The sequence below is a fragment of the Pseudomonas sp. 28 E 9 genome (assembly GCF_900004785.1).
Lineage (GTDB): Bacteria > Pseudomonadota > Gammaproteobacteria > Pseudomonadales > Pseudomonadaceae > Aquipseudomonas > Aquipseudomonas orientalis_A.
Genome location: NZ_CVTK01000057.1, coordinates 384,602 through 397,373 on the forward strand (window position 1 = coordinate 384,602; position 12,772 = coordinate 397,373).

At 57.9% G+C, this 12,772-nt stretch carries 13 protein-coding genes; 6 read left to right on the plus strand and 7 right to left on the minus strand.

Translation table 11 applies throughout. The features are described from left to right. Positions 1–193: 193 nt before the first annotated feature. Positions 194–1,369: an aminotransferase class V-fold PLP-dependent enzyme gene (locus tag BFQ00_RS26505; RefSeq protein WP_065935194.1), complete on the minus strand. Its 1,176-nt coding sequence runs from the start codon at positions 1,367–1,369 to the stop codon at positions 194–196. Positions 1,370–1,387: 18 nt separating this feature from the next. Next, positions 1,388–1,624, minus strand: coding sequence for a DUF3820 family protein (locus tag BFQ00_RS26510; RefSeq protein WP_065935250.1), 237 nt, complete (start codon positions 1,622–1,624; stop codon positions 1,388–1,390). A gap of 205 nt (positions 1,625–1,829) precedes the next feature. Here BFQ00_RS26510 and BFQ00_RS26515 point away from each other — a divergent pair, with 205 nt between their 5' ends. Then, a complete protein-coding gene (locus BFQ00_RS26515) occupies positions 1,830–2,297 on the plus strand; it encodes a ferritin-like domain-containing protein (RefSeq protein WP_065887693.1) in 468 nt (155 codons plus the stop codon). A gap of 174 nt (positions 2,298–2,471) precedes the next feature. On the opposite strand, the gene BFQ00_RS26520 is transcribed toward BFQ00_RS26515, so the two are convergent. From BFQ00_RS26520 to BFQ00_RS26530, 3 genes are all read right to left on the minus strand, one after another. Beyond that, positions 2,472–3,830: a hypothetical protein gene (locus BFQ00_RS26520; RefSeq protein ID WP_065935195.1), complete on the minus strand. Its 1,359-nt coding sequence runs from the start codon at positions 3,828–3,830 to the stop codon at positions 2,472–2,474. Positions 3,831–4,141: 311 nt separating this feature from the next. Beyond that, positions 4,142–4,612: a MaoC family dehydratase gene (locus BFQ00_RS26525; protein WP_034115694.1), complete on the minus strand. Its 471-nt coding sequence runs from the start codon at positions 4,610–4,612 to the stop codon at positions 4,142–4,144. A 57-nt stretch (positions 4,613–4,669) separates the two neighbouring features. Beyond that, on the minus strand, positions 4,670–5,614 hold the full coding sequence (locus BFQ00_RS26530; RefSeq protein ID WP_065935196.1) for an alpha/beta hydrolase: 945 nt from the start codon (positions 5,612–5,614) through the stop codon (positions 4,670–4,672). A gap of 213 nt (positions 5,615–5,827) precedes the next feature. On the opposite strand from BFQ00_RS26530, the gene fadD2 reads away from it, so the two are divergent. Both fadD2 and fadD1 read left to right on the plus strand, forming a co-directional pair. Further along, the gene (gene fadD2 / locus BFQ00_RS26535; protein ID WP_065935197.1) at positions 5,828–7,516 is read left to right on the plus strand and encodes a long-chain-fatty-acid--CoA ligase FadD2; all 1,689 of its coding nucleotides are present in this window, start codon (positions 5,828–5,830) and stop codon (positions 7,514–7,516) included. Positions 7,517–7,902: 386 nt separating this feature from the next. After that, positions 7,903–9,594 carry a long-chain-fatty-acid--CoA ligase FadD1 gene (fadD1, locus tag BFQ00_RS26540; RefSeq protein ID WP_065935198.1) on the plus strand — a complete coding sequence of 564 codons (1,692 nt, stop codon included), beginning with the start codon at positions 7,903–7,905 and terminating at the stop codon, positions 9,592–9,594. Between the two features lie 130 nt (positions 9,595–9,724). Here fadD1 and BFQ00_RS26545 read toward each other — a convergent pair whose 3' ends face one another. Then, positions 9,725–10,102: a hypothetical protein gene (locus BFQ00_RS26545; protein WP_065935199.1), complete on the minus strand. Its 378-nt coding sequence runs from the start codon at positions 10,100–10,102 to the stop codon at positions 9,725–9,727. Between the two features lie 200 nt (positions 10,103–10,302). Between BFQ00_RS26545 and BFQ00_RS26550 the strand changes: the two genes are divergently transcribed. From BFQ00_RS26550 to def, 3 genes are all read left to right on the plus strand, one after another. Continuing rightward, positions 10,303–10,488, plus strand: a complete 186-nt coding sequence (locus BFQ00_RS26550) for a CsbD family protein (RefSeq protein ID WP_065935200.1) — start codon at positions 10,303–10,305, stop codon at positions 10,486–10,488. Between the two features lie 181 nt (positions 10,489–10,669). Further along, positions 10,670–11,623, plus strand: a complete 954-nt coding sequence (locus BFQ00_RS26555) for a YihY/virulence factor BrkB family protein (RefSeq protein ID WP_065895030.1) — start codon at positions 10,670–10,672, stop codon at positions 11,621–11,623. Beyond that, positions 11,620–12,159 (plus strand): peptide deformylase, encoded by a 540-nt coding sequence (gene def / locus BFQ00_RS26560; RefSeq protein WP_065935201.1) that lies wholly within the window; start codon positions 11,620–11,622, stop codon positions 12,157–12,159. The genes BFQ00_RS26555 and def overlap by 4 nt, the downstream gene beginning before the upstream one ends. 108 nt (positions 12,160–12,267) lie before the next feature. Here the strand turns inward: def and BFQ00_RS26565 are convergent, their stop codons facing one another. Next, positions 12,268–12,699: a GNAT family N-acetyltransferase gene (locus BFQ00_RS26565; RefSeq protein ID WP_130184279.1), complete on the minus strand. Its 432-nt coding sequence runs from the start codon at positions 12,697–12,699 to the stop codon at positions 12,268–12,270. Positions 12,700–12,772: the final 73 nt, after the last annotated feature.

Consider the following 12,772-nt stretch of genomic DNA (forward strand, 5'->3'; position numbering starts at 1 on the left):
TGCGGCTAACCCGGCGTCCTGCCGGGTTACCCACGGATTCAAGCCTGCGTTCGGCCAGCGTGGTTTAACGGGGCGCCTAAGATCAAAAGCCAGATCAAGATCAAGAGCGACTCGCTTCGCATCGTGGTTACGGTTGGCGCTACAGAGTTGTGTGGATACCTATGGCCATCGGGGGCAAGCCCCCTCCCACATTTTAATCTGCGTTTAGTTGGGTAATTGCGTGGACCAACACATCGATGTCCGCAGTGGTAGTCACCAACCCCGGTGTCACTCGAATACAGGTGCCAAACGCCGCGCCTGAGCGGGTCGTGGTGAACACGTCATGCTCCTTGAGCATGCGGTCAACCATCATCTGCTGATCGCGTCCAATGAACTTGAATGCGGTAATCGCGCAATACAGCCTCGGATCATCCGGCGTCAGCACCTCAATGCCCGGCAACTCGCGCACCTGGCTCACCCACATGTCCCGCAGATAGTTGACCCGTGCACCTTTGGCCGCCGCGCCGCCCAGTTCCCGATGTTCTTCAAGCACCAGTGGCAAGCTCATCAACGCCGGAAAGTTCGGTGTGCTGTAGGACGTACGTGCCCGCACATCCGTGGCGGGGTAGTGGAATTCGCCCATGTCCGGGTCGATATCCGGCAGGCGTTCGGGGGCAATGTAGAGAAAGCCCAGGGTCAGCGGCGCGCCGATCCATTTGTGCAGGTTGAAGCCGGCGAACTGAATGCCCAGTTCGCCAAGGTCGAAATCGATCTGGCCCAGGGCGTGGGCGCCGTCGAGGACCACGTCGACCCCCTGGTCACGTGCAGCCCTGGCAATCGCCGCCACCGGCATCACCAGGCCGGTACGGTGGGTGACATGGGTCAGCGCCATCAGCTTCAGGCGCGGGTATTGATCGAAGGTGTCGCGATAGGTCTGCACCAGGCTGTCGAAACTGGCCGGGTGGGTGTGGGAAATTTCGATCACTTCGACACCGCGCACGCCGGCCAGCCAGCGCATCGCGCCTTTGACCGTGTCGTACTCCAGATCACTGATCAGCACCTGGTCGCCCGGTTGCAGGCGGTTGTAGTTGCGGATCAGCGACTGCAAGGCTTCGGTGGCGTTACGGGTGAAGGCCACCGAGTCGGGGTCGGCATTGATCAACGCGGCCAGTTGGCGGCGAATCTGGTTATTTTCCCCTTGCTCGAAGCGCTGACGCACATACACCGAGTTGCTGCGGTTGATAAACGCCACGTGCTCCAGGTACTGCGCCTGGACTGCACGGCTCATGCGCCCGAAGTAACCGTTTTCCAGATTGATCGGGCCCGGCTCCAGCGCATAGCGCTGGGCGATGACCTGCCAGTGAGGTTCGTTGTTTGCATTCCTTGGCATGGTGTGGCGCTCAGTTAATTAATGGCGAGGGGAGGGCTTACCGTGTTTAACGCGCAACGGTTCGAGCAATTCGGCCAGGCCGTTGTGGTCGATTTCCTGCATCAGTGCCAGCAAGCCGCCCAGTTCTCCGTGGGGAAATCCCTCGCGAGCGAACCAGTTCAGGTAAGGGCCGGGCAGGTCGGCGATGATCCGGCCTTTGTATTTGCCAAACGGCATTTGGCGGGTGATCAGCAATTCGAGCTTTTCAGGGTTCATGGTTTCGAGCAGTGAAGGCGGGGTCTTCGAAAATACAGGCATTCTGCATGAAGGCCAAATGACAGATCATGCAAATAACATACATACAGATGGTTCAATTATTCGTAACTTATTGAATTTATTAACAAAAATAATTTTTCAAAACCTGGCACGGGCGCTGCAATCATTAAGGCAACCTTCATCAATCCACACAAGGAATTGAAAAATGACTGACATCAACAAAGAATCGATCTCTGTACTCAACGACCTGATCGAGACCAGCATCGATGGTCAGAAAGGTTTCAAAGAGTGCGCAGAAGACATCAAGCACCCTGAACTCAAAGCGCTGTTCGCCAAGCGCTCCGCTGATTGCGGCACTGCTGCCGCCGAGCTGAAAACCGCCGTACGTGCCCTGGGTGGCGATCCGGAAGATTCCGGCAGCGTGGCCGGTGCCCTGCATCGCGGTTGGGTTGACGTGAAGTCCATGGTGACCGGCAAGGACGAAGAGTCCGTGCTGAACGAAGCCGAGCGCGGTGAAGATCACGCACTGAAGGCTTACCGTGAAGCGATCGAGAAGATCAACAAGCACAACCTGCTGGGCATTCGTGACCTGGTTGAACGTCAGTACCACGGCGTACAACGTAACCACGATCAGGTCAAAGCCCTGCGTAACCAGGCACGTGCTCAGTCCTGATTCGAGTGCTGTAGGGTTGCAAGCGCGTTGACTGATGTGTAATGCGCCATGAAAAATCCGAGGTCCCCTTTGGGCCTCGGATTTTTTTCGCCTGCATGCAGCGTCGCTAGCCTTCAAGGCTCAAGACAGACCACGTTGCCAGGTTTTGGTAGGCGTGACCTCAGCGCTTGCGGCTCAGCTCCTGTGCTTTTTATAGGCGTACACGGGGTGGAAATCTTTGGATATCTGGTCGATTGGCGGGGGAAGGGTGGCAGTGCTGATGGGTTTGAGCCGAAACTTGTTCCTGATTTGAAACATCTCCCGCTCCTTATCATCCGGTGCAAATAAAAACACCATGCCCTCAATGTCGAGTACTCGGCCTATTTCATCCGCGACGCGTTCGGTAATAGGCGCCCCCATCAAGGTAATGATTTTAACGTGCTCGCAGGCTATGGGAAAATCGGGGTCTTCGTAAGTAGCGACCGGCATGATGTTCGGGATTGCACTGTGGCGATTGACGCCATTGGAGACGGGTTGTCGGTATAAATTCAGATTAACGGCCGCGTCGAAACCGGATATCAAGTTACCTGCATGAATGCGTCCTTCTCCCCAGACATCGAGTAGCGGCACGGTTCGGTTAAGGACTTGATAATGCTGGAAGGCATAGGACAGGGAGTGGTCATTATTTCGATAGAAGCAATAAAGCAGCCCTTCATACTCGACCAGGCACGGACTGTTCGAGATGCCGTCCTTCACGATGGTCTTGTCAGGGCACCAGGTCCCATTGTCCAGATAGTTTACGCAGAGGCTGGCGTGTTCGGATTTGACGGTACGTGCGCTGAAGAGGCTGTCGTTGTAAACATAGAGGGATGGACTTTCCGAAACGTTGGCAGACAGACTCATTTCATGAGACCACTGCATACCGTCAAATTTAATACACCAGGCGCTTTGGGTGCTTGCCTTGTGGTAGGCGCAGTAGAGTTCACCCTTGTACACGGCAAGGGTGGGGGATTCAGTTATCTCAAGGCCGCGAACATGCTTATCCTGGTCCCAGTCGGCGCCATTGAACGTCGAATACCACAGGGTGCCACGGTCTTCCTCCCAGCCTTGATGAAAGCAATATAATTTATCCTGGTAAACCGCCAGGGAGGGGGAGGTCAAGATACCTTTGCTGGTAGTGATGACGCTTGACCAGGCGCTTCCGTCAAAGGTCGTGTACGTTAACTTTTGCGAGTCTCCACCGGGCCTGAACGCGCAATAAATTTTATTGTCGTACACCGCTACTGCAGGCGTACCGGTGACATATATATGGGGGATGGTGCGTTTGACAGTGTTTTTCAGTTGGCCCGAGGGTGTACGCTGGAAGATCAGGTAATCAACTTTGCCATTATCGATGCTGCCGTAATGTTGAATAAATACATACAGGTCGCCTTTAAAGACCACCGCACTGATACTGGCCGACGATCTATCCGGCAGGTGTGTGCCGCTGAACCAGGTTCCCGATTCCTTGAACGTGTTGTTTTCATAAATCACATTATCGAGTGGGTTCTTCATTTTTATAATTTCCTGGCGTGTTCTGGATACGTTGTCAGTCGTAAAGTTGAGAGGACGACTGAATAGGCAACTGGCAATACATATTGAAAGCCTGTCGATTTTTATCCAACGTACAGGACCAGGCCAGCCCCTATTGTGGGCGCTGGACGTGGGACAACGCCCTGTTCACTGAGGGTTGTTGCGAAGGTGCAGGTGTACTGGCTTAGTTGCACTGTATGAATGAGACGGATGTAAAGCAGGTGCCGCAAGTGAAGTGTGGGGTATCGCTCAGGACGGCCAATGGACGGCCGCCCCTTACCCGATGCGATGGGTCAGCCGATGCTGATCGGCGGCAGTTCGGTCAGCGTTACAACCTGCTGTTTACGCGGCGCAAGGATCTCCGCTTCGCCATCCACCACCAGTTCATCACGCTGGTTGAACACGCGAGTGGCAATGCGTACCCGGAACTTGGGCAGTTTTTCCAGAATTTCCAGGCGCACCGTCAGGGTGTCGCCGATTTTGACCGGCTTTTGAAAGCTCATCTGCTGGCCGATATAAATCGTGCCCGGCCCAGGCAATTCGCAGGCAACCGCCGCACTGATCAGCGCGCCGCTGAACATGCCGTGGGCGATACGCTCCTTGAACATGGTTGCCTTGGCATATTCGGCATCCAGGTGGACCGGGTTGTGATCGCCGGACATGGCGGCGAACAGCTGGATATCGCGTTCTTCGACGGTCTTGCTGAAGCTGGCGGTCTGGCCGACTTCAAGGGCCTCGTAGGGGGTATTGGTTACCTGGGTCATCTAAACGTGCATCCTGTGGCTAATCGGAAATTTAATCGGCTGATTTTAAACGCAAAGTCATTCGCAGCGGGTGGGCCTGCGCAATGCCTGGGTGTGCTCGAGCCACGTCAGGACATCCGCGGTGACGTCGTCGCGGTTGGTTTCGTTGAACACCTCATGACGCGCCTGCGGGTAGAGTGTCAATTGCAGGTGCTGGCAGCCGGCCTCACGCAGGGCGCGGGCCAGGCTCTTGAGACGCTTGCCTTCACTCACCGGATCACATTCACCGCCGATCAGCAGAATCGGCAGGCCCGGATCGATCTGCGCGAGATTGGACGCTTTGCTGATGTGCTGCAAGCCGCCGAGCAGGTCGACCCACAGTTGATTGGTGCAGCGAAAACCGCATAGCGGGTCATTGATGTACTTGTCGACTTCAAGCGGGTCGCGGCTGAGCCAGTCGAAGGCGGTGCGATTGGGTTTGAACGCCTTGTTGAATGAACCGAATGACAGAAAATCAATCAACCCACTGCGCCCGCGCCGGCCCTGGCGCGCGCGCTCGATACGTGCAATCAGCCGCGCTGCGCGATACAGCGCCACCGGCTGGAAATTCGAACCGCTCAGAATGGCGCCGTGCAAGCTGGCGCTGTGATGCAGCAGGTACGCCTGGGCGATATAGCTGCCCATGCTATGGCCCAGCAAGATGATCGGCAGCCCCGGATGCTGCTGGCCGATGTGGTGGTTGAGGCTGGCCAGGTCGCCCACCACCTTGTTCCAGCCATCGTTCTCGGCATACAGCCCCAGGGTGCCCTCGTCGGCGGTGCGGCCATGCCCGCGTTGGTCCAGCGCATATAAACCGTAGCCGGCGCCGCACAATGCCCGGGCCAGGCGTGCATAGCGGCCGCTGTGCTCGGCCATGCCGTGGGACAGCATCACCACGGCCTTGGGGAGCGCGTCAGGCGTCCATTGATTGACGAACAGCCGGCTGTGGTCGTTCGCGGTCAGCCAGAAAGTGCTGTGGTTCATGGCGGTTCCTTTGCTCAGGGTCGTTGCAGTGTATAGCTCATCTGTCCGAGGGCGGGGTATCTGCCTGCGCCTTAGCGACAAGATTCATACAATCAATGACACAGTTCAGCGTATTTGCCTGTTTGGCCATTACTGCTAACGTCCTCAAAGCTCCGCTCTTTGTAGCTGCATAGAAAAGCGGCCGGACCTGTTCAGGTAAAGAGGACAAGAATAATGCAACCTGATTTCTGGAATGACAAACGCGCCGCGGGCGTTCCCAATGACATTGATCTGACCAGCTACACATCGGTGATCGAAGTTTTCGAGCGCTCCTGCAAGACCTTTGCCGACCGTCCGGCGTTCAGCAACATGGGCATTACCCTGACCTACGCCGAGCTTGAGCGCTACAGCGCGGCGTTCGCCGGTTACCTGCAACAGCACACCGACCTCAAGCCCGGCGAGCGCATCGCGGTGCAGATGCCCAATGTGTTGCATTACCCGATTGCCGTGTTTGGCGCACTGCGCGCCGGGCTGATCGTGGTCAATACCAACCCCTTGTACACCCCGCGTGAAATGCGCCACCAGTTCAAGGACGCCGGCGTGCGCGCGCTGGTCTACCTCAATCTGTTCGGTTCGCGGGTTCAGGAGGTGTGTGCCGACACCGAGATCGACTACCTGATCGAAGCCCGGATGGGCGACTTCATGCCCGCCGCCAAGGGCTGGCTGGTCAATACAGTGGTCGATAAGGTGAAGAAGATGGTCCCGGCGTACCACCTGCCGCGTGCGCTGTCGTTCAAGCGTGCCCTGCGCATGGGCGGTGGCCTGGGCGTGACCCGCCATCCGGTGACCCTCGACGACATCGCTGTGCTGCAATACACCGGTGGCACCACGGGCCTGGCCAAGGGCGCGATGCTCACCCACGGCAACCTGGTGGCGAACATGCAGCAGGTGCGGGCGTGCATGTCCCAGACCGGCGACGATGGTCACCCGCTGGTCAAGGAAGGGCAGGAGGTGATGATTGCGCCGCTGCCGCTGTACCACATCTATGCATTCACCGCGAACTGCATGTGCATGATGGTATCCGGCAACCACAACGTGCTGATTACCAACCCGCGGGACATTGGCGGGTTCATCAAGGAGCTGAAGAAGTGGCGTTTCACCGGGTTGCTGGGGCTCAACACGTTGTTTGTGGCGCTGATGGACCATCCGGACTTCAAGCACCTGGACTTTTCCCATCTCAAGCTGACCAACTCCGGCGGCACGGCGTTGATCAAGGCCACCGCCGAGCGCTGGCAGCACATCACCGGTTGTGCGATCGGCGAGGGCTACGGCCTGACCGAAACCTCGCCGGTGGCCAGCACCAACCCGTATGGCCATAAGTCGCGACTGGGCACCGTCGGCATTCCGGTGCCGGCCACGGCCATGAAAGTGATCGATGACGAGGGCACCGAGCTGCCGCTGGGCGAGCGCGGTGAGCTGTGCATCAAGGGCCCGCAGGTGATGAAGGGTTATTGGCAGCAACCGCAGGCCACCGCCGAAGCGCTGGACGCCGAAGGCTGGTTCAAGACCGGCGATATCGCGGTGATCGATGCCGACGGTTTTATCCGTATTGTGGACCGTAAGAAAGACCTGATTATCGTGTCGGGCTTCAACGTGTACCCCAACGAAATCGAGGACGTGGTGATGGCGCATCCGGCCGTGGCCAACTGTGCGGTGATCGGTGTGCCGGACGAGCGTACCGGGGAGGCGGTGAAGCTGTTTGTCGTGGCGCGTGCCGAGGGGGTGAGCGTTGAGGAGTTGAAGGCGTACTGCAAGACCAATTTCACCGGGTACAAGGTGCCCAAGCATATTGTGCTCAGGGATTCGCTGCCGATGACGCCGGTGGGCAAGATTCTGCGCCGGGAGCTGCGCGACATCGCCTGAACCTTGAATTGAAATGCAATTAATGTGGGAGGGGGCTTGCTCCCGATAGCAGTGGTCCAGTCAACACATTGAGTGACTGACGCACCGCCATCGGGGGAAAGCCCCCTCCCACATGTGTTATTTGTCGCCCGGTATGGCTCATTCCAGAGCGGATTCCGCACGTATAGAATCTTTGCTCTAAAAATGACCACTGGATATTCTTGAGTCATGTTTATGACTGTAGGGCCCTCTTTTGGCTCTAGGCGGGCCTTGGCAAAGCTGCTACTCTCGGCGCGCTTTGTGACGTCTAGGCCTGCTTGAAAGCGCCAGATTCACCTTAAAACACACACCAATAATAATCGCATCAAATGCGATGATGAATTCGCGTCGCTGAGGAGTGGGCTTCCATGAACGAAGACTTTTGGAAGGATAAGTACCCCGCCGGGATTGCTGCACAAATCAATCCAGACGAGTATCCGAATATTCAGGCGGTATTGAAGCAGTCCTGCCAGCGCTTCGCCAACAAACCGGCTTTCAGCAACCTGGGCAAGACCATCACCTACGGTGAACTGTACGAATTGTCCGGCGCATTTGCCGCCTACCTGCAACAGCATACCGACTTGAAGCCCGGCGATCGAATTGCCGTGCAACTGCCCAACGTCCTGCAGTACCCGGTCGCCGTATTCGGCGCCATCCGTGCCGGGCTGATCGTGGTCAACACCAACCCGCTGTACACCGCGCGGGAAATGGAACATCAATTCAACGACTCCGGGGCCAAGGCCCTGGTCTGCCTGGCCAACATGGCGCACCTGGCTGAAAAAGTCGTGCCCAAGACCGCCGTCAAGCACGTGATCGTGACCGAAGTGGCCGACTTGTTGTCGCCGTTCAAGCGCCTGTTGATCAACAGCGTGATCAAGTACGTGAAGAAAATGGTCCCGGCGTATCACTTGCCGCAAGCGATCAGGTTCAATGACGTGCTGGCCAAGGGGCACGGCCAGGCGGTCAGCGATGCCAACCCGGCCAGCGGCGATGTGGCTGTTCTGCAATACACCGGCGGCACCACCGGGGTGGCCAAGGGCGCGATGCTGACTCACCGCAACCTGGTCGCCAACATGCTGCAATGCAAGGCGCTGATGGGCTCCAACCTCAATGAAGGGTGCGAAATCCTGATCACGCCGCTGCCGCTGTATCACATCTATGCGTTCACCTTTCACTGCATGGCGATGATGCTGATCGGCAACCACAACATCCTGATCAGCAACCCGCGCGACCTGCCGGCGATGGTCAAGGAACTGTCGAAGTGGAAGTTCAGCGGCTTTGTCGGCCTTAACACCCTGTTCGTGGCGCTGTGCAATAACGAAGGTTTCCGCAAGCTGGATTTCTCCGCGCTGAAGGTCACCCTGTCCGGTGGCATGGCGCTGCAACTGGCGGCGGCCGAACGCTGGAAGGCCGTGACCGGTTGTGCCATCTGCGAGGGCTACGGCATGACCGAAACCAGCCCGGTGGCCACCGTGAACCCGATCCAGCATATCCAGATCGGCACCATCGGCATTCCGGTGCCGTCCACCGTGTGCAAGGTTATTGCCGACGACGGCACCGAGCTGGCGCTGGGCGAAACCGGCGAGCTGTGCGTCAAGGGCCCGCAAGTGATGAAGGGCTACTGGCAGCGTGAAGACGCCACCGCCGAGATGCTCGACAGCGAAGGCTGGCTGAAGACCGGTGACATCGCGATCATCCAGCCCGATGGCTACATGCGTATTGTCGACCGCAAGAAGGACATGATCCTGGTCTCGGGCTTCAACGTGTACCCCAACGAACTGGAAGACGTCCTGGCAGGCCTGCCGGGTGTGTTGCAGTGCGCGGCCATCGGCGTACCGGATGAGAAGTCCGGGGAGCACATCAAGCTGTTCATTGTGGTCAAGCCGGGGGCCACCCTGACCAAGGAACAGGTGATGGAACACATGCGCGCCAATGTCACCGGCTACAAGGTGCCCAGGGCGGTTGAGTTCCGTGATGCATTGCCGACCACCAACGTGGGCAAGATCCTGCGGCGTGAATTGCGTGATGAAGAACTGAAGAAGCTCGGCCTTAAAAAGTAACGCAAACCAAATGTGGGAGGGGGCTTGCTCCCGATGGCGGTGTATCAGTCGATATCTTAATGACTGTCACACCGCAATCGGGGGCAAGTCGAATCGTCGCACCGCCCCTCCCACATTTTTTATTGCATTCTTACAGAGCGAACTGGGCGAAGCTGATTCCCGCACCGGCGGGGCGCACGTCCTTGAGGAACGAGTCCTTGTCGGCGCTCAGTTCCAGGGTGATCTCCGGCTTGCGTTTGCCGGCATTGCGCACCACCAACCCTTCGAGGTTTTCGCGCAGGAACAGGGTCGGCACCTTCAGGTGCAGCAACTGGTCGGTGTCGGCGTTGTGCATCAACAGGTGGATCCACTCGTACTGGCCCACGCCGATCCGCACCACGGGCAGGTCGAACCACCAGATGTTGCGTTTGCGGTCCAGGTCGGTGAAATGACAGTTGTTGACGCCGAGTACGGCACCCCCCAGTTCCTGGTTTCTGCGGGCGATGGCCTGTGCTTTATCGAGTTTCATAACCTTCCTACGGGATCTGTTATTCAGCGTGTGAGCCTGAATGTGCCGGGCATTCTCATGGGTTGGCCACAAAACATAAAGGCAAACCTGCCCCTTTCGATGAAATGCCTGCTGAAAATAATTGAAACTCTGGCGCGTGGCGTTGAGTCAACCGCAGCGTAGTGACCAAAAACCATTTGATTGTTATCAGGAGTAATACCATGGGCAGCACTTCCGATAAGGTAAAAGGCATGGCCAACGAAGCCGTCGGTAACGTCAAGCAAGGCGTCGGCAAGGCTACCGATAACGACAAGCTGCGTACTGAAGGCGTGATCCAGGAAAAGAAAGGCGAAGCACAGCAGGCAGTGGGCAAGACCAAGGATGCGGTGAAAAAAGCCACCGAGTAACACGGCTTGGCTGGCTCCCCTCCAGCAGCCCGACGGCCATCCACGGATGGCCGTTTTTGCAGGTACTGGCGCAACTAAACTTCAGAAATTGTTTCAAAGTCGCCAAATGGGCTACTTTGATGTAGAAAACGGCCCCTGAGTCGCCCACGACTTCAACTCTTTGCGGCGAAAGGAGACGCTAATGATTTTTCCGGTCCTCGATGGTCTCAAGCTGCACAAGGTGCTGGTGCGCACCGTCACCGAATTCGTCGACGACGAGATGCCCACCTATGCCTCGGCACTGGCGTACCAGATGCTGTTCTCGCTGTTTCCCTTCCTGCTGTTCCTGATTGCTTTGATCGGTTTCCTGCACCTGCCGGACTTTTTCACCTGGCTGCGCCTGCAGTCGGAGCTGGTATTGCCGCCCCAGGCCCTGGAGCAGGTCAACCCGGTGATCGACCAACTGCAGCAATCCAAGGGTGGGCTGCTGTCGGTGGGTATCGTGATCGCCCTGTGGACCGCTTCCGCCGGTGTGCGCCTGATGATGAGTGCGATGAACGCGGCGTATGACGTGGTGGAGGGGCGGCCGATCTGGAAGCGTTTTCCGCTGTCGATTTTCTACACTGTCGGCATCGCCGGCATGCTGCTGGCCGCCGCCGCGCTGATGGTGCTCGGCCCGCAAGTGATGGAGTGGCTGGCGGGGCAGATCGGCATGCAGGAGTTCGTCGTCACCCTGTGGACCATCCTGCGCTGGCCGCTGATCGTGATCCTGCTGATGTTTGCCGTGGCCCTCATGTACTACGTGATGCCGGATGTGGAGCAGGAGTTTCGCTTTATCACCCCCGGTTCCGTACTCGCGGTGGTGGTGTGGATAGTCGCCTCCCTTGGCTTTGGCTACTACGTCAAGACCTTCGCTGACTACAACGCCATGTACGGCAGTATCGGTGCGATCATCGTCCTGCTGCTGTACTTCTATATTTCCGCCGCCGTGCTGTTGCTCGGCGCGGAGATGAATGCCGTCATCGAACACATGTCCGCCGAGGGCAAGGACCCCGGCGAGAAGGAAATCGACGAACCGGGTCATACCTCTGAAAAACAGCACGTCTCAGGCCTCGGCCGGGACCACTCCAAGCCCCTCGCCGAGCCTGAACAATGATCCGTGACATCCTCAAAATGGGCGATGAACGCCTGCTGCGCATCGCTCCGCCGGTACCGCCGGAAATGTTCGACAGCCCCGAGTTGTGGCAACTGATTGATGACATGTTCCAGACCATGGAACATGTGGGCGGCGTCGGCCTGGCCGCGCCGCAGATCGGCGTCGACCTGCAACTGGTGATCTTCGGTTTCGAGGCCAGCGAGCGCTACCCGGACGCGCCGCCGGTACCGCAGACCATCTTGATCAATCCACTCATCACCCCGCTCAGCCCGGTACTGGAAGAGGGCTACGAGGGTTGCCTGTCCGTCCCCGGCCTGCGCGGCGCCGTGGACCGTTACCAGCAGATCCGCTACGAAGGTTTCGACCCCAAGGGCGAGCCGATCGTACGCTTCGCCGACGGCTTCCATGCACGGGTGGTGCAGCATGAATGCGACCACCTGATTGGTCGCTTGTACCCGTCGCGGATTACCGACTTCAGCAAATTCGGGTTTATCGAAGTGATGTTCCCGGAAATGGACCCAACCGCCGACGAGTGACCTGCAGGCCCTCTGTAGGAGCGAGCTTGCTCGCGAAAGACGTCAACGATAACGCGTGCTTCCTGAATGAACGCGGTGCCTGTGAAGTTTTCGCGAGCAAGCTCGCTCCTACACACTGCTATCGGGGGCAAGCCATCCAGGTGATTGAAGTCCCATCGCGATCATCGGCTTGTTGCGCTTGTAACGCACCAACCGCTCACTGAGCGATTGCGGCAACACCGTGTACTGTGAAAACCCCATACGCCGGTACAACCCTTCAAGGTCCGGATGGCACAACAGCCAGACCGTGCCGTCCACACTCGCCACGGCCTGGTGGATCAATCGCGCCGCCAGCCCCTGGCCGCGATAGGCCGGGTCAACGAACACTCCCGTCAGCCACTGCCCACCGACCACAGGTGTCAGGCACAACCCGGCCGCAATCTCAGCGTCTCTGGCCACCCACAACTGCCCGCCCTTGAGCGCCTTCATCGACGAGTTGTGATTGCGGTAAAACTTGTTCAGCAACGGCCATAGCGGCGCTGCCAGCCGTTCGATGTGCATGGTCAAACCAAATGAAAAGGGCAAGGCGCGCATTGTAACCGGTGCCGACGGAGCACCGACAACGGCTGCGCTG